We start from the raw sequence: 23473 nt of genomic DNA, 5'->3' as shown, positions 1-23473 counted from the left end.
CGTACCGACAACTGTTCTTCCATGCCCCACATGCAATTCCTGACCATGCCGTTTCCCGGAGTGCGCCACTGGATGTGCCTTGCAGGCCAGTGCTTGCGGCGGGGAGTCCTTGCCCTGCTGACCGGATGCATCGCGCTTTCACCGCTTGCGCACGCAGCTGTCGCCCCGGGTGCGCAAGGATTCGGCACTGGCGACCCGGAACTGGGCCTCATCGGCGAGCTCTCCGGCATTGCATTCAATGGGCTGGTCGCTGGGGACGGCCAGGGGTGGGTGTACGGCAAGGCAGACACCTACACCTCCTGCAACAACTGCGCGGGCCGCGGCGGGTTTGCGCTGGCCGAGAACGGCGGGGCCAATACGCCTTCGGTGGCATTCTTCCGTGCGGCGACCCCCGGAGACCGGTTCGGCGTGAGTGGCGTGCGCATCTACAACCCCAGCCCTGCCAACACCGGCATGACCGTGCGCGGATACCGCAATGGGAGCGTGGTGCAGACGGTGTCGCTCACGCTGACCCGCATCTCCCCGATGCTGGTCGCATACGACCTGGGTCTGACCGATGTGGACCAGGTCAGCTTCACTTCCAGCCACGACTGGTTTTTTGCGATTGACGACCTCGGCATTGCGCCGCGGCCCACGGTCACGGGCGTATCTCCTGTTAGCGGCGCGGGTGCGGGCGGCACTGCGGTGGTGATCACCGGCAGCGGCTTTACCGCGGCGGGCTATCCGGGCGGCACGGCGGTACGGTTCGGCACCACCCTTGCCACGGCCACGGTGGACAGCGACACCCAGATCACGGCGACTGCCCCGGCTGGCACCGGCACGGTGGACGTCACGGTCACGACGGCGGGCGGCGTCAGCGCCACGGGCGCTGCCTCGCAGTTCAGCTATGTCGCCTCACTCCTGCCGCAAACCATCAGCTTTGCCAATCCGGGCGCCCGCAACTTCGGCACGGCCCCTACCTTGACCGCTACTGCCACCTCGGGCTTGCCGGTGAGCTTTTCGTCTTCGACGACGGGCGTGTGCACCATCAGTTCGGGCGGGGTGCTGAGCTTCGTGGCAACGGGCAACTGCACGATCAACGCCAACCAGGCGGGTAACGGCAGCTACGACGCAGCGCCTCAGGTTACGCAGACGTTCACCGTCAACCCGGTGGTGCCCGGCGCGCCGACCGCAGTTGTGGCCACCGCGAGCGACACCCAGGCGTCCGTGGCATTCGCGGACCCCGCCAGCAACGGCGGAAGCAGCATCACGGGCTACACCGTCACTTCGAGTCCGGGGGGCATCGTTGGAACGGGCACTGCCTCACCCATCCTGGTATCCGGTCTGACCAATGGCCAGGCGTACACCTTCACCGTCACGGCCACCAATGCAGCGGGTACGGGGCCTGCCTCGGCTGCCTCCAGTCCGGTCGTTCCCCGCAGCGCACAAAGCATCCTGTTCAGCAACCCGGGACCGTTGACGTTTGGTACTACAAACACGTTGACCGCAACGGCCACCTCGGGATTGCCGGTGACGTTCAGCTCTGCCACGCCTGCCGTGTGCGCCATCACAGCGGGTGGAGCGCTCAGCTTTCTGACGGCCGGCACCTGCATCATCAACGCCGACCAGGCGGGCAATGCCAGTTTTCTGCCGGCTGCCCAGGCGGGACGGACCTTCCAGGTCAATCCGCGACTGGGTCTGGCAAACACGGTGCCCGGCATGACAGGGCTTGCCAACGCCACTCTCAGCGGCGGTGGGGCCACCTGCACCCTGGTGGGCGGCGATACGCGGTTCATGACCCCGTCTGGCATGCCAAGCGGCCGAACCGCACCCCATGGCGGCTTCGAGTTCCGTGCGGTGGGGTGTGTCGGCAGCGTCACCATCACCATCGCCTACCCTGAGCCGTTGCCGGCGGGCGTGGCGTTCTGGAAGTTCGGACCTGCCAGCCCGGGTGCCGCCAGCAGCTGGTTTGCATGGAGCGGAGCCACGCTCAGTGGCGACCGGCGCACCGTGAGTTACACCATCACGGACAACGGCGTGGGCGATGGTGACCCGGCGGCGGGGGCAGTGCTCGACCCGTTCGTCCCTGCGTTGGGCGGCGCAGCCGATGCTGTGAGCATTCCCGTGGATGCACCCTGGGCGCTGGCGTTGATGAGTGCAGTGATTGGCTGGCTAGGCTGGCGCCGGGCATCGCGGGCGGCGCCAGCGGCATAGAGCGGAGATGGCACCGTACGGTGCCAATGTCCGCGGCGTACGCCGAATCCGGGGTGGCACGGTCTTGTTCGCTTCAGGGGAGTGCCGGCAGCAGCACCACTGAAAACCGGGGCGCTGTCCTGGCTGAGCGGCGCCGCACCGGCCAATGGGCGAAAATCCCCCCTTTGCTCCACTTGGCCTCAAGCGCACACCGTGCCGGATTCCTCCCCCTCCCTGTCAGATACCGCCGCGCAGCCGCCGTCCCCCAGCACCCGCATGACTGCCCAGGAGCGCCGCTCCAGCGTCAGCCTGGCGCTGATCTTTGCGCTGCGCATGCTGGGCCTGTTCCTGGTGCTGCCCGTGTTCGCGCTGGAGGCCCGCAAGTACCCCGGCGGCGATGACCCGGCCCTGGTGGGGCTGGCCATGGGTATCTACGGGCTCACGCAGGCGGTGTTGCAGCTGCCGCTGGGCATGGCGTCCGACCGGTTTGGGCGCAAGCGCGTGATCGTGCTGGGGTTGCTGGTGTTTGCCGGTGGTAGCCTGCTGGCCGCGCTGGCGGATTCGCTGACCGGGCTGCTGGTGGGGCGTGCCCTGCAAGGTGCCGGGGCGGTGTCTGCGGCTGTGACGGCGCTGCTGGCCGACCAGACCCGCGACGAGGTGCGCACCAAGGCCATGGCCATGGTGGGCGGCAGCATCGGCCTGATGTTTGCGGTGGCCCTGGTGGCCGCGCCGGTGCTCACCGCGGCCTTTGGCCTTTCGGGCCTGTTTGCGCTGACGTGCCTGCTGGCGCTGGCGGGTGTGGCCGTGATGCTGTGGTGGGTGCCGCCCGAATCTGGCGCACTCAAACAGGCGCCGCGCGGCCGGCTGGCCGATGTCTGGTCGCACCCTGATCTGCTGCGGCTGAACCTGGGCGTCTTCGTGCTGCACACCGTGCAGCTGTCGATGTGGGTCGCGGTGCCCGCCATGCTGGTGCAGGCGGGCCTTTCCAAAGACCACCACTGGCAGGTGTACCTGCCGGCCGTCGTGCTGTCGTTTGCCGCCATGGGCGGGCTGTTTGCGCTGGAGCGCGCTGGCCGCCTGCGCGGCGCGCTGCTGGGCGCCATCGGGCTGGTGCTGGCGGTGCAGGCGGGGCTGTGGTGGCTGTCGGCCAGCGGCGCCACCCCCACGCTGTGGCTGCTGGGGCCGTTGCTGTTTTTGTTTTTCTGCGGCTTCAACGCGCTGGAGGCCAGCCAGCCCAGCCTGGTCTCGCGCATGGCGCCGGCCCATGTGCGCGGTGCGGCGCTGGGCAGCTACAACACGCTGCAGTCGCTGGGGCTGTTTGCCGGCGGTGCGCTGGGCGGCGCGCTGGTCAAGTGGGCGGGCGCACCGGGCCTTTTTGCCACCACAGCCGCGCTCACGGCCCTGTGGCTGGTGCTGACCTGGCCCCTGCGGCCCGTGGGGCGGGGCCGCGCCCACTGACAAGGCGCAAGCCCGGAAAGGCGCAAATGCTGACCCACAGCCGGTGGGTGTTGCGGCACAATGCTGCGCTCTGGCGCCCGGAATTCCCTCAAATCCGGCGCTTCCTTCGTTACTTTTCCAAGGCACTCACATGGCATCCGTCAACAAAGTCATCATCGTCGGCAATCTGGGCCGCGACCCCGAAATGCGCACCTTCCCCAGCGGCGACCAGGTGGCCAACGTGACCATTGCCACCACCGACAAGTGGAAGGACAAGCAGTCGGGCGAGATGAAGGAAGCCACCGAGTGGCACCGCGTGGTGTTTAACGGCCGTCTGGCCGAGATCGCAGGCCAGTACCTGCGCAAGGGCTCGCAGGTGTACGTGGAAGGCAGCCTGCGCACCCGCAAGTGGACCGACCAGAGCGGCGTGGAAAAGTACAGCACCGAGATCCGCGCCGACCAGATGCAGATGCTCGGCAGCCGCCAGGGCATGGGCGGCGGCCAGCAAGGCGGCGGTGGTGGTGGTGGCTACGACGACGGCGGCTACGGTGGTGGTGCCGACCAGGGCGGTGGTTACGACCAGGCCCCGCGCCGCGCGGCCGCCCCGGCTGCCCGCCCACCCGCCCCCATGCAGCGCCCCGCCCCGGCCCCCGTGGCACAGGCGCCCCGCGCAGCCTCGGGCTTTGACGACATGGACGACGACATTCCGTTCTGATCGCTGCTTTCAGCGTTCAGCGTTCAGAAAAAACGGCCCGGGGCGCAAGCCACCGGGCCGTTTTTCATGGTGCAGCGGCGTGCAGCCCTGCGCACCCCGTTCATTCCATCGCCGCAATCACCCCGCCGCCCAGGCACACATCGCCGTCGTACAGCACGGCGCTCTGGCCGGGCGTCACGGCCCACTGGGCCTCGGGGAACTGCAGTGCAAAGCCTTCGGGGGTGGGCGCCAGGGTGCAGGCCGCATCCTGCTGGCGGTAGCGCGTCTTGGCGGCATAAGCCCCGGGCGCGGGCGCATGGCCGGCGCACCAGCTGGCGTCCTGCGCCGTCAGGCGGTGCGACTGCAGCCAGGGGTGGTCGTGCCCCTGCACCACCTGCAGTGTGTTGCGGGCCAGGTCCTTGCGGGCCACAAACCACGGCGCATGCTCGCCACCGCCGCGCTGCGCGCCCTTTTCCTTCACGCCGCCAATGCCCAGGCCCTGGCGCTGCCCCAGCGTGTAGAACGACAGCCCCACATGCCGACCCACCTTGCGGCCGCGCTCGTCCTCAATGGCGCCCGGCGCGTGGCTGATGTAGCGGTTCAGAAACTCACGGAAAGGCCGCTCGCCGATGAAGCAGATGCCGGTGGAGTCTTTCTTGCGTGCGTTGGGCAGGCTGATCTCTTCGGCAATGCGGCGCACTTCGGTCTTGTGCAGCTCGCCCACGGGGAACAGCGTCTTGGCCAGCTGCGCCTGGTTCAGGCGGTGCAAAAAGTAGCTCTGGTCCTTGCCCGGGTCCAGCCCCTTGAGCAGCTCGTGCAGGCCCGTGGCGGGGTTGTGGCGCACGCGGGCGTAGTGGCCCGTGGCGATCTTCTCGGCCCCCAGGCGCATGGCATGGTCGAGAAACGCCTTGAACTTGATCTCGGCGTTGCACAGCACATCGGGGTTGGGCGTGCGGCCCGCCTGGTACTCGCGCAGGAACTCGGCAAACACGCGGTCCTTGTAGTCGGCCGCGAAGTTCACATGTTCGATCTCGATGCCGATCACATCGGCCACGGCCGCAGCGTCCACAAAGTCGACATTGGACGAGCAGTATTCGCTGTCGTCGTCGTCTTCCCAGTTCTTCATGAAGATGCCGACCACCTCGTGGCCCTGCTGCTTCAAGAGGTAGGCGGTCACGGCCGAATCCACGCCGCCCGAAAGGCCGACGACCACGCGTTGTCTGGTGCTTGCTGTCATTGGCCTGATTGTATTTTTGTACAGGCCAGGCGGGACGGGTGCGCCGCAAAGGCCCCCGTTGCGCTGCGCCCCGTACCTTCACACTGCAGGCGGCGCACTACGACGACGCTGCAGCCCCAGCCAGGCCAGCGCCGCGCCGGTGACAGCAATCGGCATCAGCGACCCCGCGTTCAGCAGCGTCCAGCCCTGCGTGGTGACCAGCACGCCCGACGAGAACGCGCTGAGTGCCAGCGTGGCATACACGCAGAAGTTGATGGCGGCCTGGGCGCGGTCCTTTTCCTCCGGCCGGTAGGCGGTGATCGCCAGCGTGGTGGAGCCGGTGAACAGGAAGTTCCAGCCCACGCCCAGCAGGAACAGCGCCACGCCGAAGTGGTGCAGCTCCACCCCCATCAGCGCCACGGCCACGCAGGCAAGGTTGAGCACCACGCCTGCCCCCATTACCGGCAGCACGCCCACGCGTTTGATCAGGTGCCCGGTGAAGAAGCCCGGTGCAAACATGCCGATCACGTGCCACTCCAGCACCAGCGCCGACGCATCGAAGTCAAAGCCGCACACCTGCATGGCCAGCGGCGTGGCCGCCATCAGCAGGTTCATCACGCCGTAGCCCAGCGCAGCACCCATGATGGCCACGATGAAGGCCGGCTGGCGCATCAGCTCGCCCAGCGGGCGTCCCCGGGCCACCTCGCCCGCAGCGTTGAGCACGGGCCGTTCGGCCTCGAAACGGATCGCGGCCATGCACACCATGCCCAGCAGCGCCACCCCGATCAGCGCGATGTACGCCCCGGCAAACGGCACCGGGAACAGCGTGCGCGTGGCGCTGGCCAGGTTGGGCCCCGCTATGGCGCCCAGCAGGCCGCCGGCCAGCACCAGCGACACGGCTTTTTCGCGGTAGTCGGGCGCCGACAGCTCGGCCGCTGCAAAGCGGTACAGACCGCCGTTGGCGCTGTAGTAGCCCGCCACCACCGTGGCCGCGCACAGCAGCCAGAAGTTGCCCTGAAACGCGGCCCAGGCGCACAGCGCCGCCGACGCCGCGCCCACGGCCAGGCCGATCTGGAACGACACCTTGCGGCCCCACAGCGACTGCGAGCGCGCCACCAGCGGCGTGGCCAGCGCCCCGCCCACCACGTAGCCCATCACCGGCAGCGTGGCCATCCAGCCAAAGGGCGCCAATTGCAGGCCCACCAGCCCGTTGATGGCGATGAAGACGACGTTGTTGGTGAGGAAAAGGCCTTGGCACAGGGCCAGCAACCAGAGGTTCTTGTTCACGGCAGGAGCGCGGCAGCGAGTAGGGGAAAAGGGGAGGGCGGCACGGCGCAAGCAGCGCGCGGGTGCCGTTGCGAAACTGTGCCGCATCAAAACCCAACTACTTTGCTCTGGCATTGTGCACCGCGGTTGATGCACATCAGCAGGAACACGCGGCGCTGTCACTATCGTCGCGCCCATCGCCTGGGTTCTCCATTCGGAGGCCCGCAACTTCTTGCCCATGATGGACTCCCCGACACGCCCGGAAACCGCGCCCGCCGCCGCCGACATCCCCCAAGCACCTGAACTCGTCTGCCCTGCCGGCAGCCTGCCCGCCCTCAAAGCCGCGGTGGACCACGGCGCCAGCTGCGTATACCTGGGCCTGCGTGACGCCACCAACGCCCGCAACTTTGCCGGTCTGAACTTTGACGAGGCCGCCATTGCCAGCGGCATTGCCTACGCCCACCAGCGCGGCTGCAAGGTGTTCATGGCGCTCAACACCTACCCGCAGGCGGGCAACCCCGGGCCCTGGCGCAGCGCGCTCGACAAGGCGGTTACCCTGGGCGTGGACGCCGTCATCCTGGCCGACCCGGGCCTCATGCAGTACGCCGTGCGGCACCACCCGCAGCTGCGGCTGCACCTGTCGGTGCAGGGCTCGGCCACCAACCACGAGGCCATCAACTTCTACCGCGAGCAGTTCGGCATCGTGCGGGCCGTGCTGCCGCGTGTGCTGTCGCTGGAGCAGGTGCGCCAGGTGATCGACCGCACGCCGGTCGAGATCGAGGTGTTCGGCTTTGGCAGCCTGTGCGTGATGGTGGAGGGGCGCTGCGCCCTGTCGTCGTACGCCACCGGCGAGTCGCCCAACACGCACGGTGTGTGCTCGCCCGCCAAGGCCGTGCGCTGGCAAGAAACGCCGCGCGGGCTGGAGTCGCGCCTGAACGGCATCCTGATCGACCGCTACGGCGCGGGCGAGAACGCCGGCTACCCCACGCTGTGCAAGGGGCGCTTTGACGTGGGTGACGACGAGAACTACTACGCCATCGAGGAGCCCACCAGCCTGAACACGCTGGAGCTGCTGCCCCAGCTGGCCAAGATGGGCGTGCGTGCCATCAAGATCGAAGGCCGCCAGCGCAGCCCTGCTTACGTGGCGCAGGTCACGAAGGTGTGGCGCGAGGCCATCGACCAGTGCCAGGCCAGCCCGCACCGCTTTGCGCCCAAAACGCAGTGGATGGCGCAGCTCGATCAGGTGGCCGAGGGGCAGCAGCACACGCTGGGGGCATACCACCGCCCCTGGAAATGATGTGCCATCCACCTGAGCCGCTGCGCGGCAGGGCAGCCCTTGCGCGGCGTCCGCGGGCCTGGGCCACACCCAGTGCAATGTCCTTGCCCCGCCTTCGGCCCCGTGGCACCGCAACGAAAACCTTCGATCTCTCCCCATGAAACTCTCCCTCGGCCCCCTGCTGTACTACTGGCCCCGCGGCACCGTGTTCGCGTTCTACGAGGCCATGGCGGCCACACCGGTGGATGTGATCTACCTGGGCGAAACCGTGTGCTCGCGCCGCCACGAGCTGCGCCTGGCCGACTGGCTGGCGCTGGCGGCCATGCTGCGCAGCGCGGGCAAGGAGGTGGTGCTCTCCTCCCAGGTGCTGATCGAATCCACCGCTGAAGTGAGCACGCTGCACAAGGTCACAGGCCAGGCCGAATTTGCCGTAGAGGCCAACGACATGGGCGCGGTGCACTGCCTCACGCGCGAGCCCGGTGAACGCCAGGCATTCGTGGCCGGCCCGCACCTGAACCTTTACAACGCCGACGCGCTGCAGTGGATGGCTGGCCTGGGCGCACGCCGCTGGGTGATGCCCCTGGAGATGTCGCGCGATGCGCTGGCCGCGGTGCTGGCGCAGCGGCCAGCGGGCCTGGAGACCGAGGTGTTTGCCTGGGGCCGCATGCCGCTGGCGCACTCGGCCCGGTGCTTCACCGCGCGCCACCGCAACCTGCCCAAGGACGACTGCCAGTTCAGCTGCATCGCACACCCCGACGGCCTGCTGCTGCGCACGCGCGAGAGCGAGGGCTTTCTGGTGCTCAACGGCACGCAGACCCAGTCGGCCCGCATCTACAACCTGGCCAGCGAGATGGCCGACATGCGCGCCCTGGGCGTGGACGTGCTGCGCCTGAGCCCGCAGTCCGAACACATGCCCGACGTGATCGCCGCCTTTGACGACGCGCGCCGCGAGGCGCCCCCGCCACCATCGCCCGCCGCCACGGCAGCGCGGCTGGCGCCGCTGATGCCCGGCGAGCCCTGCAACGGCTACTGGATGGGGCGCCCCGGGCTGGAGCAGGTGGCATCGCGCTAGGCCTGCGCGGCCGCCGCCTGACGCCCGCTGCCATCACCCTACCACCACACCTCGCACGAAAGACCCGATGTACGCCGGAGAACGTTTCAACAGCATCAGCCACCTGGTCGGGGCGCTGCTGGCCACCGCCGGCACCGCCGTGCTCGTCACCCTGGCCGCCCGCATGGGCGACCCCTGGAAGGTCGTGTCCTTCAGCATCTACGGCGCGATGCTGGTGGCGCTGTATGCGGCCTCCACCGCGTACCACAGCGTGCGCCGCCGCGCCATCAAGGCCGTGCTGCAAAAGCTCGACCACTGCAGCATCTACCTGTTGATCGCGGGCAGCTACACCCCGTTTGCACTGGTCTCGCTGCGCGGGCCGTGGGGCTGGTCGCTGATGGGCGTGGTGTGGGGCCTGGCCCTGCTGGGCATTGCGCAAGAGATCTGGTGGGCGCGCGGTGCGCGCGTGCTGTCGCTCGTCATCTACGTGCTGATGGGCTGGCTGGCGCTGGTGGCCGTGGTACCGCTGTGGCAGGCGCTCACGCCCGCCGGCTTTGGCTGGCTGCTGGCGGGCGGTGCCTGCTACACGCTGGGCATCGTCTTCTACGCACTGGACCACCGCGTGCGCCACGGCCATGGGCTGTGGCACCTGTTTGTGCTGGCGGGCAGTGTCTGCCACTTCTTTACCGTGCTTTTCTACGTGGCCTGAACGGCCACGCTCTGTCCCATGGCTGCATCTGAATCACCTGTTTCGTTTCCCCGCGTTGTTCCACCACCGGTGGGTGCCGTGCTCTCGCGCCTGCCGGCCTACCCCGGCTCGCTGCTGCTGGTCACGGCGCTCAACCTGGCGCTGGCACGCCACCTGCCGGCCGATGTGGGCCGCCTGCTGCTGCACAAGCGCATGCGCGTGCAGGTGCGCGACGCGCGCGTGGCCTTTGACTTTGCCTGGAACGGCCAGCGCTTTGCGCCGCACGCGCCGCTGGTACCCCCGGCCGTGGCCGACGTGACGCTGGGCGCCACCGCACACGATTTCTTGCTGCTGGCCCAGCGCCAGCAGGACCCGGACACCCTGTTCTTCAGCCGCCGCCTGTCGATGGAGGGCGACACCGAACTGGGCCTGGTGGTCAAGAACGCGCTCGACGCCATCGAACTGCCCGTGCTCGACCCGCGCCAGTGGAAACAGGCACTGGCCCCGCGCTCGGTGCTGGGCCGCTTGCGCCAGCGCCTGGGCGCCGCCGCGCCATCGCGCTCCCGCTGAGGATGAATTACATGCCCACCGATCCGAACCACCCCATCGTCTACTCCTGCTCGGGCTGCTCCAGTGCCGCGCAGCTGGCCAACCATGTGGCGCTGCAGCTCGACCGCCGCGGCGTGGCCGAGATGTCGTGCATTGCCGGCGTGGGCGGCGATGTGCCGCACCTGATGAAAACCGCGCGCTCGGGCCGCCCCATCATTGCGCTCGATGGCTGCCCGCTGGTGTGCGTCAAAAGCACGCTGGCGCGCCACGGCATCGCGCCCGGGCGGCACTACCAGTTGCAGCAATACGGCGTGAAAAAGCGCGCGCACGAAGACTTCGACCCCGTGCAGGCCGCCCTGGTGCTGGAACAGGTCGAGGCCGACCAGCAGGCGCAGCCGCTGGTGGGCCCTGCCGCCCATCCCGCGGCGGCGGAGGCATCGCATGGCTGACGCACCTGCCCCGCAGCACCCTCGCCGCGTCATCGTCGCCATCTCGGGCGCCAGCGGCGCGGTGTACGGCGCGCGCCTGCTGCAGGTGCTGCAGGGCCAGCCGGGGGTGGAAACGCACCTGGTGGTGTCGGACGCCGGCTGGCGCAACCTGCAGCACGAACTGGATATGGCCCGCCCCGCCGTGGAGGCCCTGGCCCACCGCGTGCACGACGTGGCCAACGTGGGCGCGGCCATTGCCAGCGGCTCGTTCCAGTGCCACGCCATGGTGGTGGCGCCGTGCTCCATGCGCACCCTGGCCGCCATTGCGCACGGTCTGGCCGACAACCTGCTCACCCGCGCCGCCGACGTGGCTCTGAAGGAGCGGCGCCGCCTGGTGCTGATGGTGCGCGAGTCGCCCCTGCACCTCACCCACCTGCGCAACATGGTCGCCGTGACCGAGATGGGCGGCATCATCTGCCCGCCGCTGCCCGCCTTCTACCTGCGCCCGCAGAGCGTGGGCGAAGTGGTCGACTACAGCGTGGCCCGCGTGCTCGACCTCATCGACCTGCCGCACGACCTGGCGCCGCGCTGGGAGGGGCTGGACATGCCTGGCGTGCAGACTGCTATTTGATTGATAGCTGCTAGTGCTTATAGAAAAAGCGCTACAGGCCGATTTGACCCAAAAAGTACCCCGGAGCATGCCCTACACCGACCTGCGCGACTTCATGGCCCAGCTCGAAGCTACGGGCGACCTGCGCCGCGTGGCAGAGCCTGTGTCGCCCCACCTGGAGATGACCGCACTGAGCGACCGCGTGCTGCGCGCGGGCGGCCCGGCGCTGCTGTTCACCCAGCCCACCGGCCACCGCATGCCGGTGCTCACCAACCTCTTTGGTACGACAGACCGTGTGGCCCGAGCCATGGGCGTGGCCGACCTGCGCGGCGTGCGTGCGCTGGGTAAATTGCTGGCCACCCTCAAGGAGCCCGAGGCGCCCAAGGGTTTCAAGGACATGCTGGGCATGGGCCAGCTGCTCAAGACGCTGTGGAACATGGCCCCGCACACCGTGGGCCGCAACGCCCCATGTCAGCAAGAGGTGTGGGAGGGGCCGGATGTAGACCTGGCCCGCCTGCCCGTGCAGCACTGCTGGCCCGGCGACGTGGCCCCGCTCATCACCTGGGGCCTGACCATCACGCGCGGCCCGCGCAAGGCCCGGCAAAACCTGGGCATCTACCGCCAGCAAGTGCTCTCGCGCAACCAGGTCATCGTGCGCTGGCTGGCCCACCGCGGCGGCGCGCTCGACTTTGCCGACCACTGCGCCCAACACCCCGGCCAGCCCTACCCCGTGGCCGTGGCACTGGGCGCCGACCCCGCCACGCTGCTAGGCGCCGTCACGCCCGTGCCCGATTCATTGAGCGAATACCAGTTTGCCGGTCTGCTTCGCGGCGCCCGCACCCAGGTCACGCCCGCGCTGGGCGTGCCGCTGCAAGTGCCCGCCACCGCCGAGATCGTGCTCGAAGGCCACATCCAGCCCGATGCGAATCACCCGAGCGGCTGGCAACACGCGCTGGAAGGGCCGTATGGCGACCACACCGGCTACTACAACGAATGCGCCGAGTTCCCCGTGCTCACCGTGGACCGCATCACCCTGCGGCGCGACCCGATCTACCACAGCACCTACACCGGCAAACCGCCGGACGAGCCCGCCGTACTGGGCCTGGCGATGAACGAGCTGTTCATCCCGCTGCTGCAAAAGCAGTTCCCCGAGATCGTGGACTTCTACCTGCCGCCCGAAGGCTGTAGTTACCGCATGGCCGTGGTCAGCATCAAGAAGGCCTACGCCGGCCATGCGCGGCGCGTGATGATGGGCGTGTGGAGCCACCTGCGCCAGTTCATGTACACAAAATTCATCGTGGTGGTCGACGCTGATGTGGACGTGCGTGATTGGAAAGAAGTGATCTGGGCCATCACCACCCGCATGGACCCGGCCCGGGACACGATGATGGTGGAGCACACCCCCATCGACTACCTGGACTTCGCCTCGCCCGTGAGCGGCCTGGGCAGCAAGATGGGGATGGACGCCACGAACAAGTGGCCGGGCGAGACGCAGCGGGAGTGGGGGCGACCGATGCGGATGGAGGAGGCGGTGGTGAAGCGGGCGGAGGCACTGTTTGTGGGGTTGGGGTTGTGAGGTCTTTGTCACACAAATGTTCGACCGGGCCCGTGGGAAAGGCGTCGCGAGGACCGAGCTTTCTACGCGAGGAGTACGCGAAACGACCGACGCGACGGCTTCCTCATGGACCGCTTGATCCGTCTAGCTTTCTATGGACGTACGACAACAGTGCCAACACATCTAAGGCGTCCTGTTCAGGCATTGGCCAGTTTGTTTTCGGCGAATGTGCGAGAGGATTTCGAACAGCCCCGAAGAGACCGATGAGCAAGTTGGCAACTCCCTTTTGCTCACTCCGTTGGGTCTCACTTTCCAGTGAGTTAAGGCAAATCAGCGGTGCCTTCACAGAGAAGGCCTCGTTCACCAACTCTGCTCCGTCTGAGTTCAAACCAGACAGTTTTCTTATGCGATCAGCCAAGCCCTTTGTGGCCTCAAACACCGCATGGAAGTAATTGTTCTCCAGCAACTCTGCGCGGCAATATGCGAAGACTTCTCTGTGCGTCCCGCGCGCTTCGAGACTGCTTTTCAACCGCCCGGCTCTTGCGCGCGCGCCGGTCAGCGTGGTCTCTCGATTGGTGTGAACTACCTGTCCCCGTTCGTTGACGCCGTAACCAGCAAATGCAAGCGCCACATTCAGGCCATCGCGACGCCACTCGAATACGTCTGGCTTGGAAACGTATCGCGCTGGCTCCATGGCTAGGTTCACGAACAGCACAAGGTAGTTGCCTATACGCTTGTCGTTTTGCGCTGCGGACAGCGCATTGAACAGTCGCTTCCACTTCGTGGCTCCGACATCCAAGTCAGGAATATTGAGAGCGTCGAGCTTGTAGGCGATTTCTGGTCCCGTGAGGCCGTTTGAAGTGTCGCCGAGGACGCGGCATGCCGCTTCGAGGACCGATGACGTGAAGCAAGGCAGATCAGCCATCTGTTGAGCACCCTTATCGTAAGAGCTGACCAGCGCGCGGCTGGTTAGGTGCCGGGTTGGACCCCGAGGGCGACATCACAACAAGTCTGCCATCGATGCTTGGAACGGCTGTGTCACGCGTTTCCATCTCGCTTGGTCCATCTGGCAGGAAGAGCAAGATGCCATTCTTCAGTCCACCAATTAGCAAATAGTGCTCTACCTGCGCAACTGAGTTCGCATAGCTTTGCTTATTCAGTCGACGCTTGAGCTCAATGACCACACTCTCAATACCGCGCGACACCAGCAAGTCCGCTCGGAATGACTTTTCTTCATTCAAGCGGGCCTCGGTCTGCACCGTCAGCTCCGGGGCTGCCGAGGACAGAAACCCATGAAGTGCACCGATCACTTGCGATTCGGTTGCCCGCCCTGAGGACGAAATAGACGGTAGATGAATGGCGCAAAACTGATTGAGAAGTCCTGTGACTCTGACCAATAGGTCGGCATCAATTGTTTTATCGAGGCTGGCTTTTAAGGCCACTTTCTGTGCTTCGGCTTCCGCTTGCGACCTCAAATAGGCAAGTTTTTCCGCAATTTGATCGAGAAGTAGGCATGCGAACGCAGATACAGAGACTATGGCTAGGAAAGCCTCGCTTTCGTCGAAGTCAAGCTTGTAATCGTGGGCCGATGGGTTGTGCCATTCGGTGCGATACGTGGTTAGCTGGCTGAGCACCCGGCTCCGAAAGGTGTTGTTCCGTTCCAAATAGTTTTCGATGTCAAAGGGACGCTTCTTCGCGGGATCCTGACCAGCTAGGACCCGATAAGCCTCTTTGACACTACCTTCGAACGCTTGGTTCGTACGGTAAATGGCATCTGTGAAGGCCGTCTCGTCGTCCAAATCTTGCCCGCGCGATAGATGCCGGAAAGCTGTCTCGATATGCAGCAATACTGCCTTCAAGCCCGCGACATGCTCCCCGTCCTCCAGGACGTCAATCTTCTTCCGTAGTGTGTCAACAAGGTCCATGGCTTTTGGTTTTTAGTGATTTGTCTACGAAACCTGCGGAATGAAAAGGATCATGCGGGACATCTAGGCCATCGATTTCTCGCGTGACGTGGACCTTCGAGTCGCGTCAGCGCAACCAAGTATAGAAATCCCTCAGAACCCGGCAAGCGCCAATAGGGCAGATGTGCGGCACCACCATGCGCTCGGGCAGCTTCAGGGGCATGGTCCCAAACACAAGCAGACTGGATTGTGCTGTCTGCTTCTACAAATATGTGCTCGCGGCCTGTTTCCGAAAGTCGCCAAGGCAGCGAGGGCGCGCACAAAGCTCAGTCCAACTGGCTATGACTCACCCCAACCACCCCTTAGGCACCTTGTCCGCCTTCTTCTCCACCGGGTTCGCCAGCAGCCACTGCGCCGCGTACTGCCGCATGAACTCCTTGGCCTTCTCGGGCCGGGCCGTCAGCCACGCGTCATACGCGCCTTCGTTCAGGATGGCAGGCATGCTCTTTTCGCTGCCGGGCTGGCCGTAGCGGTGCAGCAGCGCGTGGTTGTTGGCGTTCACCGTGAGCAGGCAGTAGCTGATGATGACCTCGCCATCGGCGCCCTGCCAGCGCGCCCACAGACCGGCCACGCCCATGGGTTTGCCGTCCACGCGGGCCACGCGGGTGGGGATGGCTTTGGTGCCGTTGCGCAGGTCGTCTTCGTAGAAGGCCTGCATGGGCACGATGCAGCGCTGGCCGTTCAGCCACGCGTCGCGGAACGCGGTGCCGGTGGAGGCGGTGTCGGACTTGGCATTGACCAGCTTGGGCGCGCGCAGCTTGGCGTCAGACGCGGACTTGACCCAGTGCGGCACCAGGCCCCATTGCGCGGGGACCAGCACGCGGGTGGTGTCTGGCGCGGGCTTTGCAGCGGCCTCGGCGGTGCCCGTGGTGTCTGCGGATTCGGAGGGCGCTTGGGCCACTTCGGGCGGCTGCTCTGGCGCGTGTTTTTGCGGTGCGGCGGCGCCTGCGGGGCGTGCCAGCGCGGCCGCCGTGGCGGCGTGCACGATGAAGAAGCCGGGCTTGCGCGGCCACATGTGGCGCTCGCCCAGGGCGGGTGGGGCATCCACCGCGAAAGATTCGCGGTAGTCATCGGCGTGGGCCAGGGTTTCGTAGTGGGTGCTCATCGGGCGATGGTACCTGCGGTTTGCTGGAGTTTTGGATCAAATCGGCCGCAAGTCCAGGTTTTGATTGCCCTGGTAGCTATTGATTTCATAGTGAAGGACGGGTGACGGTGTCCACCGTTTCGCGAAGGCATGACGTGCATCAAGCGGGTTGTCGCCTGCGTTGTGGACGCGTGGGCCGTGCGTTTTCACAATGGCCGCATGGACTTCGCACCTTCCCCCCTGGCCCGTGAACTGCGCGAGCGCCTGCTAGCCTTCATGGACCGCTACGTGCTGCCCTACAACGCGGCCTGGCACGCGGCGGTGCAGGCGGGCGAGTACCCGCCGCCGTTTTTGCAGGACCTGAAGGACCTGGCGCGCGACGAGGGGCTGTGGAACCTGTTTTTGCCTGCGTTGCGCGAGGACGAGCCGGGCACGCGCCTCTCCAACCTCGACTACGCCCCGCTGGCCGAGGCCATGGGCCGTCTGCCTTGGGCAGCCGAGGTATTCAACTGCCATGCGCCCGACAGCGGCAACATCGAGCTGCTGCACCGCTTTGCCACGCCCGCGCAGCGGGCGCAGTGGCTGGTGCCGCTGCTGGATGGCCGCATGCGCTCGGCCTTTGCGATGAGCGAGCCCGACGTGGCGTCGTCCGACCCCACCAACCTGCAGACCATCGTGCGCCGTGAAGGTGGTGAGGGCGGAAACCTGGTGATCCACGGCCGCAAGTGGTTCATCACCGGCGCGGCACACCCGCACTGCCGGCTGCTGGTGGTGCTGTGCCGCAATGCCGATGCAGAGGATGCCGACAGCCACCAGCGCCACAGCGTGGTGCTGGTGCCCGTGGACGCGCCGGGCGTGCAGATCGTGCGCAACATCAGCGTGGTGCACCACCACGCGCCCGAGGGGCACTGCGAGATCGTGCTGCAAGGTGTACGCGTGCCGGCAAGCCACTTGCTGGGCGACTGGGGCGGCGGCTTTGCGATGGCACAGGCCCGCCTGGGCCCCGGCCGCGTGCACCACTGCATGCGCACCGTCGGCCAGTGCGAGCTGGCCCTGCAACTGGCCACGGAGCGCGCGCTGGAGCGCACGGCGTTTGGCAAGCCGCTGGCCGATCAGGCCAACGTGCAGGAATGGATTGCCGAGTCGCGCATCGAGATCGACCAGGCCCGGCTGCTGGTGCTGCACGCGGCCTGGCTGCTGGACCAGGGCGATGCGGTGGATGCACCTGCCGTGCGTGCCGAGGCAGAAGATGCACGCGCCGTGCGCGCGCAGGTCGCCGCCATCAAGCTGGTGGCCGCGCGCCTGCAGCAGCGCGTGGTGGACCGCGCCATGCAGATCTTTGGCGCCATGGGCCTGTCGCCCGACACGCCGCTGGCCGCGGCATGGACCTGGGGCCGCGCACTGCGCCTGATGGACGGGCCCGACGAGGTGCACCTGCGCACGGTGGCCCGGCATGAGCTGGCGCGGGGCCGTGCGGCGCTGGGTGCATCGGCGGCGTACTTCACCACGCCCGAGCAGCTGCGCGCGCCGCCGCGGCTCAGGGCCTGAGCGCAGCGCCAAGCCGCGGTGATCCAGATCATGCGTCGCCAAGCCTGGCCTGTGCCCGCCTGTGCCGCGCCGGTTTCGCGGCGCTTTGGCACTTGGCAGCCCGGCAGCGCGTGGCGATACTGGCACCTGAAAACACCGGTGTGTTGCGTCAACCCTACGAGGTCATTCCCATGCACAAGATTGCACTTGCCCTGGCCGCTGCGGCCCTGCTGCCTGGCACTGCGAGCCTGTCCCATGCCCAGGTGCAGAAGATGCGCCCCGGCCTGTGGGAGCACAGCGTCACCATGAAAAGCCAGAGCGGCCAGATGGAAGCCGCCATGGCGCAGGCACAGAAGTCGCTGGCCGACATGCCCCCCGCCCAGCGCCGCCAGATGGAAGAGATGCTGGCCCAGCAGGGGGTGAGCCTGGGCGCCAAGGCCACCACCGTGAAGGTGTGCGTCACGCCCGAGCAGGCCGACCTGGACCGCCTGCCTCCCGCGCAGGATGGCTGCACGCACAAGCTGCAACGCACCAGCCCGACCACGCTGTCCACCACCTTCAGCTGCCCGGCCGCGCAGGGTCGCCCGGGCTCCAGCGGCAGCGGCACCATGACGATGAGCAGCCCTACCGCCTACACGGGCCGCTACAAGGTGGAGACGCAGACTGCTGGCAAGCCCGAGCAGCTGGACATGGAGCAGACGGGCCGCTGGCTGGCGTCAGACTGCGGCGCCATCAAGCCTGTGCGCTGACGTCCGGAGCCGGTGTGGCGGGCGGTGCCAGCACCACCCGGTTGCGGCCCAGCGCCTTGGCGGTGTACAGGGCCTGGTCGGCCCGCTCCAGGGTGCGCTCTGCCGTGTCGCCAACCCGGTGCGCCGCCAGCCCGGCCGACAGGGTGACGCGAAACACCCCGCCGGGGTGTGGCATGTCGAGGGCCTCCACCACCTGGCGTACGCGGTCGAGCATGTCGAGGGCTTCGTCCACCGGGGTGTCGCTGAGCATGAGCACGAACTCTTCGCCGCCCCAGCGGGCCAGTACATCGGATTCGCGCACGCTGGCGCGCACGGCCTGCGCAAACAGTTGCAGCGCACGGTCGCCCACAGCGTGGCCGTGGGTGTCGTTCACGCGCTTGAAGTGGTCGATGTCCAGCTGCGCAAGCAGCAGCGTGCGGCCGCTGCGCTGGCTGCGGCGCACTTCCAGGTGCATGAGGTCCGTGAGGTGGCGGCGGTTGAGCAGGCCGGTGAGCATGTCGCGGATGGCCAGCTCGCGGTTTTGCGCCAGCGCTGCCTGCAGCTCGATGTTCTGCCGGCGCAGCCGCCCGCGTATGCGCTGCACCTGCAGGCACATCAGGGTGCCCGCCAGTACCGAGGCCAGCACGATGGTCAGGTGCGCCAGCACGACCGCGGGCCCGGGCGGCGGGTGCTGCATCTGCGCAGCCAGCACCACGGCAACGCTGTACAGCACCATCGAATACGTCATGACGTAGACCATCTGGCGGCGGCTGCGGCCGAAGATGCCGAACATCAGGATGATGACCAGCACCGGAAGCACCAGCGCCCGTGACGGCCCGCCGACCACATAGGCCACGGCGTTGCACGTCAGGGCCCATTTCATCTGCAGCAGGGTGAGGGAGGGGTCGCCCAGGCGGGCGCTCAGCCCCGTGCGCACGGCCACCGTGGCGGCCAGCAGTCCGCCCACCGACAGTGCGCCCCACCAGTGCACGAAGCCTGCCGGAATGCCGTTGGCTTCGGCCAGCACGTACATGAACAGCGTGTAGCACGTCATCATGCCGGTCGCCAGGGCTGCCATGGAGGTCCGCAGGCGCCGCTTCGCATCATGGCCAAGCAGCCAGGCGGACCAGTTTGGCAAACGGTGGAGCGGCACCACGATTCCTTGAAATGTCGACGTGAGCGCGTGCGGCGCAAACCGGCCATTCTTGGGCGATCATGTAACTTTTCGTGTCAGACAACGCCCACACTTGTGCCGGGTCTTCCCGGGGCGCGGACCGGCATGACCACCGCAGCATGAACCCCGCGGTCCGGTGCAGTCAGGTACGGTGTGGTGCCGTGTGGCGCGCAACACTGCGACGCAGCACGGCGCGACGGGTGGGGCGCGGTCAGGCCCGTGCGCTGACGCCAGCCGCACCCTTGCCGGGCGGCGCCATCACCACGCGGTTGCGGCCCAGCGCCTTGGCGGTGTACAGGGCCTGGTCGGCCCGCTCCAGCGTCTGGTCGATGGTGTCGCCGGTGCGGTGCTGGGCCAGTCCGGCAGACACGGTCAGGCGCACCACGCCGCTGGCGTGCGGTATCTCCAGCGCTTCGACCGTCTGGCGTACACGGTCGAGCAAGTCTCGTGCATCCTCGGGCCCTGTTTCGGCCAGCATCAGCACGAACTCTTCGCCGCCCCAGCGGGCCAGCACGTCGGTGTCGCGCACGCTGGCGCGCACGGTGCTGGCAAACGCCTGCAGGGCGCGGTCGCCGGTGGAGTGCCCGTGCGTGTCGTTGACGGGCTTGAAATGGTCGATGTCGAGCTGCGCCAGCATCAGCGACCGGCCGGTGCGCAGGGCGCGGCGCTGCTCCAGCGCCATCAGGTCCTGCATGGCGCGGCGGTTGAGCAGGCCCGTGAGCTCGTCGCGGGTGGCCAGCTCGCGGTTGACGGCCAAGGCTTCGGCCAGTGCCTCGCGCTGGCGCTGCAGCTTGGCGCGGATGCGCTGGATGCGAAGGTTCAGTGCAATGCAGCCACCCAGCACGATGAACACCATCAGCGCGTAGGCGGTGTCGAGGTAGCCCGACGTGCTGGCGCTAAAGCGCGTGCTCACGGCAATGGCGCACGCAAAGGCTGTCAGCGCATACACGCCGATGCCGATGACCTCGGCCATGGTCAGTGCAAACGTGCCAAAGAAAAGAATCATGGCCAGCACGCTCGGCACGATGCCCCGGGCTTCGCCCGCCAGCACGTACGCCACTGCGCCGCTGGTAATGGTCCAGACCATCTGCGGGATGGTGAGCGATGGGTCGCCCAGCCGCGCTGTTCCGCCCGAGCGCACAAACGCGGTCATCACCAGCAGCCCGCCCACCGACATGGCAGCCCACCAGCGCACGGCGGTGACGTTCATGGTCTGCGTGGCTTCGGCCAGCAGCAACATCACGCCGGCACTGCTGGCCATGAGCACCAGCGCCAGCAGCGCCATGCTCACCAGCGTGCGGCGGCGCGGGTCGGTAGAGAGCGCGGCGTCGGTGATGCGCTGCCACGCGCGTGCGACGGGGTGCTTCATGCGCTGGGGCAGCGCAGCCGCTGCAGACCCGGGGCGAGGTTGCACGCCAGTGCAGCTGGGGCGATGGCGGCGGTGCGGGCAGTGCGGCAACCCGGTTCGTCAAGCGCGGCCCTGGTGCGCTGCGCATCGCTGCAGCGCACAGCACGCTGCCCCCGTGCCGAAGGCGCCGGGCAGGGGATCGGGCAGTACCGCGCTGACATGGCAGTGGCTGGTGAAGGTGTGGCGTCAGAGACGCTGATGGAGGGCGGGGTAGCCGGGCGCACTGGTCGCACTGGGCGCATCTCACAGCCCTGCCGCATCGGCAGCCGGCTGAACGGGAAAAGCGCGCGAGTGTTGCCCCTTGGGGACGATACAGAAGTTGGTGTGCTGCGTCTACCCATCCATAGGGGGGAAAGCTGTAACCCCCGGGACTCCGGCGGTCTGCGCCAGGCGCCGCGGGCCGCCCTGTCAGGACAGCACGAGTGCCGCCAGCGCCGCCAGCGGGGCGGTTTCGGCGCGCAGCACGCGCGGCCCCAGGGTGACGGGCGCAAAACCGTGCTCTGTGGCCAGGGCTTCTTCGGCAGGGCTCAGGCCGCCTTCGGGGCCCGACAGGAACAGCACCGCCCGCCCGTCCTGGCCGGCCACGGCCGCGTGCAGCGGCACCGTGCCCGCGCGCAGCGACAGCAGCAGGCGCTGGGGCGGCGTGGTGGTATCCGCAGCATCTGCTGCATCGATGCCTGCACCCGCGCCGTGGTGGCGCACCCAGCCCGCCAGGTCCACCGCCGGGTGCACCAGCGGTACCCGGTTGCGGCCGCATTGCTCGGCAGCCGATACGGCCACGGCCTGCCAGTGGGCGATCTTCTTGTCGGCGCGCTCGCCCTTGAGCTTGAGCACGCTGCGCTCGGCCATCAGGGGCGTGATGCTGGCCACACCCAGCTCGGTGGCCTTTTCCACCAGCCAGTCCATGCGCTCGTTGGCGGTGATGCCGGCCAGCAGGTGCACGGCGCGGGGCGCCTCGCGGTCGATGGCGTGGTGGGCGCCTACGCGCACGCGCACATCGCTACGGCCCATGTGGACCACGGTCGCCTCAAACTCGCCCCCCGGGCTGCCAGGCACCAGGCCGCCATCAAACAGCGTGATGGTGTCCCCCGGCTGCAGGCGCAGCACCTGTACGTGGCGCGCGGCGCTGGCGGGTAGGTCCAGCTCGGAACCTGTGGCCAGGAGTGCGGGGCAGTGAAAACGGGGCATTTGCTATTAATGTGATAGCTGTTGGGCATGATGAATCAAGCACTACAGCCCGGTTTGGCTCAAAAACGCCTTGCAGCGGCTGCTGCAGGGCTTGCGGACCCATTACATGCGGCCGTACGCAAAGCCCGTGACGGGCTCTGTGCCCTCGATCTGGTCGAGCATCTTGAGCAGTGGCCCGAGCTGCCGGTAGCGGTTGGCCGTGGCGCGGATGTAGCCCATGAAGCGCGGCGCGTCGGCCAGGTACTTGGGCTTGCCGTCGCGCAGCGTCAGGCGGGCAAAGATGCCGGCGACCTTGAGGTGGCGCTGCAGGCCCATCCACTCCACCGCGCGGTAGAACTCGCCAAAGTCATCGCCCCAGCCGCTGGCGCTGTTCGCGCCCAGCAGGCCGGCCTTGCGCGCCTTTTCCCAGTAACGCACGGTAATGTCGATGACGAATTCTTCTTCCCAGCTGATGAACGCATCGCGCAGCAGGCTGGCGATGTCGTACGTGATGGGGCCGTACACGGCGTCCTGGAAGTCCAGCACGCCCAGCGCGGTGCTGCGGGCGCCATCCGAGCTGCCGCCGGGCCGCCCCAAGGCGGCGAGCGCCCCTTCGGGGGGCAGCGAACCACGCGCAGCGGGGAGCGTGGGGGCCATGAGATTCCGGGTCATGAAGTCGCGGTGCACGTACACGCTGGGCGCGGCCAGGTTGTGCGCCACGATGGCGCTGAACGCGTTTTGCAGCGTGGCCTGCTGCGTGGCATCCAGCGTCACGCCGCGGTGCTGGGCCAGGTACCAGTCGGGAAACAGCGCCAGCTCACGGCGCAGCAGGGCTTCGTCGTACGCGGGCAGCACGCCGGGCTGCGATGCCTTTTGCCAGGCCAGCAGCACATCGGTGGCCTGCTGGTACCAGGCGTAGGCGTCCTGGGGTCGCTCGGGGTCCAGCAGCTCGATCAGCGTCTGGCTGCCCAGGTCAGACAGCAGCATGAAGCCGCCAGCCTGGTCCCACGCCAGGATCTGCGGCACGTTCAGGCCTGCGCCTGCCATCAGCGCCTGTACCTGCACGAAGGGCGCGCAGTTCTCCTTGTCGGGAGGCGCATCCATGATGATCCGGCTTTCGCCTGTGGCGCTGTCAATGCGCAGGTACCGCCGGAAGCTCGCATCGGCTGACGCAGGCCGCAGGGTGGCGGGCACCAGCTGGTGCGTTTGCGCCAGGGGCGCGAGCCACGCATGGAAGGCCGCCTCGCGGGCCGGGTCGGCCCAGGTGACCAGGGCTTGGGAAGGGGCGGCCGGTGCGTCGCCCGAAGGCAGGCCGGAGGGCAAGGGGGAGGAGGGGTGGCTCATGGATAATCAGATTTTACAAACCCGCCCCCGCGCAGCCGTGCAGGGGTGCCGCCTCTTCTGCCTTTGTTGCCCAATCCGCCCCACGTGCCCCGCCGCCAGCCTCCTACCGCGCAGTCTTCCTCCTTTCGGACCTTG

General features: G+C 67.5%; 21 protein-coding genes. 12 read left to right on the top strand and 9 right to left on the bottom strand.

The window, feature by feature from the left end:
• Positions 1-21: 21 nt before the first annotated feature.
• The 3 genes from ACTPOI_RS02165 to ssb all read left to right on the top strand — a co-directional run bounded on the left by ACTPOI_RS02165 (position 22) and on the right by ssb (position 4324).
• On the top strand, positions 22-2193 hold the full coding sequence (locus ACTPOI_RS02165) for a choice-of-anchor U domain-containing protein (protein ID WP_440105949.1): 2172 nt from the start codon (positions 22-24) through the stop codon (positions 2191-2193).
• A 255-nt stretch (positions 2194-2448) separates the two neighbouring features.
• A complete protein-coding gene (locus ACTPOI_RS02160; RefSeq protein ID WP_440108244.1) occupies positions 2449-3630 on the top strand; it encodes an MFS transporter in 1182 nt (393 codons plus the stop codon).
• Between the two features lie 130 nt (positions 3631-3760).
• Positions 3761-4324 (top strand): single-stranded DNA-binding protein, encoded by a 564-nt coding sequence (ssb, locus tag ACTPOI_RS02155; protein ID WP_440105947.1) that lies wholly within the window; start codon positions 3761-3763, stop codon positions 4322-4324.
• Positions 4325-4424: 100 nt separating this feature from the next.
• On the opposite strand, the gene mnmA is transcribed toward ssb, so the two are convergent.
• On the bottom strand, positions 4425-5540 hold the full coding sequence (mnmA, locus tag ACTPOI_RS02150) for a tRNA 2-thiouridine(34) synthase MnmA (RefSeq protein WP_440105945.1): 1116 nt from the start codon (positions 5538-5540) through the stop codon (positions 4425-4427).
• 78 nt (positions 5541-5618) lie between these two features.
• Positions 5619-6806: an MFS transporter gene (locus ACTPOI_RS02145; RefSeq protein WP_440105943.1), complete on the bottom strand. Its 1188-nt coding sequence runs from the start codon at positions 6804-6806 to the stop codon at positions 5619-5621.
• A gap of 220 nt (positions 6807-7026) precedes the next feature.
• Here ACTPOI_RS02145 and ubiU point away from each other — a divergent pair, with 220 nt between their 5' ends.
• From ubiU to ubiD, 7 genes are all read left to right on the top strand, one after another.
• Positions 7027-8082, top strand: a complete 1056-nt coding sequence (gene ubiU, locus ACTPOI_RS02140) for a ubiquinone anaerobic biosynthesis protein UbiU (RefSeq protein WP_440105941.1) — start codon at positions 7027-7029, stop codon at positions 8080-8082.
• 136 nt (positions 8083-8218) lie between these two features.
• Positions 8219-9133 (top strand): U32 family peptidase, encoded by a 915-nt coding sequence (locus ACTPOI_RS02135; protein WP_440105939.1) that lies wholly within the window; start codon positions 8219-8221, stop codon positions 9131-9133.
• A gap of 67 nt (positions 9134-9200) precedes the next feature.
• The gene (trhA, locus tag ACTPOI_RS02130) at positions 9201-9821 is read left to right on the top strand and encodes a PAQR family membrane homeostasis protein TrhA (protein ID WP_440105937.1); all 621 of its coding nucleotides are present in this window, start codon (positions 9201-9203) and stop codon (positions 9819-9821) included.
• Positions 9822-9839: 18 nt separating this feature from the next.
• Positions 9840-10370 carry a ubiquinone anaerobic biosynthesis accessory factor UbiT gene (ubiT, locus tag ACTPOI_RS02125; RefSeq protein ID WP_440105935.1) on the top strand — a complete coding sequence of 177 codons (531 nt, stop codon included), beginning with the start codon at positions 9840-9842 and terminating at the stop codon, positions 10368-10370.
• 2 nt (positions 10371-10372) lie between these two features.
• Positions 10373-10798, top strand: a complete 426-nt coding sequence (locus ACTPOI_RS02120) for a putative zinc-binding protein (RefSeq protein ID WP_440105933.1) — start codon at positions 10373-10375, stop codon at positions 10796-10798.
• On the top strand, positions 10791-11408 hold the full coding sequence (locus ACTPOI_RS02115; RefSeq protein ID WP_440105931.1) for a UbiX family flavin prenyltransferase: 618 nt from the start codon (positions 10791-10793) through the stop codon (positions 11406-11408). Before ACTPOI_RS02120 ends, ACTPOI_RS02115 begins: the two co-directional genes overlap by 8 nt.
• 67 nt (positions 11409-11475) lie before the next feature.
• Positions 11476-12963: a 4-hydroxy-3-polyprenylbenzoate decarboxylase gene (ubiD, locus tag ACTPOI_RS02110; RefSeq protein ID WP_440105929.1), complete on the top strand. Its 1488-nt coding sequence runs from the start codon at positions 11476-11478 to the stop codon at positions 12961-12963.
• A 103-nt stretch (positions 12964-13066) separates the two neighbouring features.
• On the opposite strand, the gene ACTPOI_RS02105 is transcribed toward ubiD, so the two are convergent.
• The 3 genes from ACTPOI_RS02105 to ACTPOI_RS02095 form a co-directional block, all read right to left on the bottom strand.
• Positions 13067-13867 carry a TIGR02391 family protein gene (locus tag ACTPOI_RS02105; RefSeq protein WP_440105927.1) on the bottom strand — a complete coding sequence of 267 codons (801 nt, stop codon included), beginning with the start codon at positions 13865-13867 and terminating at the stop codon, positions 13067-13069.
• A 13-nt stretch (positions 13868-13880) separates the two neighbouring features.
• Positions 13881-14867: a hypothetical protein gene (locus tag ACTPOI_RS02100; protein WP_440105925.1), complete on the bottom strand. Its 987-nt coding sequence runs from the start codon at positions 14865-14867 to the stop codon at positions 13881-13883.
• Positions 14868-15192: 325 nt separating this feature from the next.
• A complete protein-coding gene (locus ACTPOI_RS02095; RefSeq protein ID WP_440105923.1) occupies positions 15193-16011 on the bottom strand; it encodes an SOS response-associated peptidase in 819 nt (272 codons plus the stop codon).
• A 198-nt stretch (positions 16012-16209) separates the two neighbouring features.
• On the opposite strand from ACTPOI_RS02095, the gene ACTPOI_RS02090 reads away from it, so the two are divergent.
• A complete protein-coding gene (locus ACTPOI_RS02090; protein WP_440105921.1) occupies positions 16210-17538 on the top strand; it encodes an acyl-CoA dehydrogenase family protein in 1329 nt (442 codons plus the stop codon).
• A 170-nt stretch (positions 17539-17708) separates the two neighbouring features.
• Positions 17709-18266 carry a DUF3617 domain-containing protein gene (locus ACTPOI_RS02085; protein WP_440105919.1) on the top strand — a complete coding sequence of 186 codons (558 nt, stop codon included), beginning with the start codon at positions 17709-17711 and terminating at the stop codon, positions 18264-18266.
• On the opposite strand, the gene ACTPOI_RS02080 is transcribed toward ACTPOI_RS02085, so the two are convergent.
• The 4 genes from ACTPOI_RS02080 to ACTPOI_RS02065 form a co-directional block, all read right to left on the bottom strand.
• The gene (locus ACTPOI_RS02080; RefSeq protein WP_440105917.1) at positions 18250-19323 is read right to left on the bottom strand and encodes a diguanylate cyclase; all 1074 of its coding nucleotides are present in this window, start codon (positions 19321-19323) and stop codon (positions 18250-18252) included. The genes ACTPOI_RS02085 and ACTPOI_RS02080 overlap by 17 nt on opposite strands.
• A gap of 307 nt (positions 19324-19630) precedes the next feature.
• Positions 19631-20788 (bottom strand): diguanylate cyclase, encoded by a 1158-nt coding sequence (locus ACTPOI_RS02075; RefSeq protein ID WP_440105915.1) that lies wholly within the window; start codon positions 20786-20788, stop codon positions 19631-19633.
• Positions 20789-21235: 447 nt separating this feature from the next.
• Entirely contained in the window at positions 21236-22015 is a 780-nt protein-coding gene (locus ACTPOI_RS02070; RefSeq protein WP_440105913.1) for a 16S rRNA (uracil(1498)-N(3))-methyltransferase, read from the bottom strand.
• Between the two features lie 102 nt (positions 22016-22117).
• A complete protein-coding gene (locus ACTPOI_RS02065) occupies positions 22118-23338 on the bottom strand; it encodes an aminoglycoside phosphotransferase family protein (RefSeq protein ID WP_440105911.1) in 1221 nt (406 codons plus the stop codon).
• Between the last annotated feature and the right edge of the window lie 135 nt (positions 23339-23473).

It is taken from the genome of Acidovorax sp. BL-A-41-H1 (assembly GCF_051942715.1).
The sequence above is the reverse complement of the archived record's forward strand: the minus strand, read 5'-3'. Positions and strand labels throughout refer to the sequence as shown.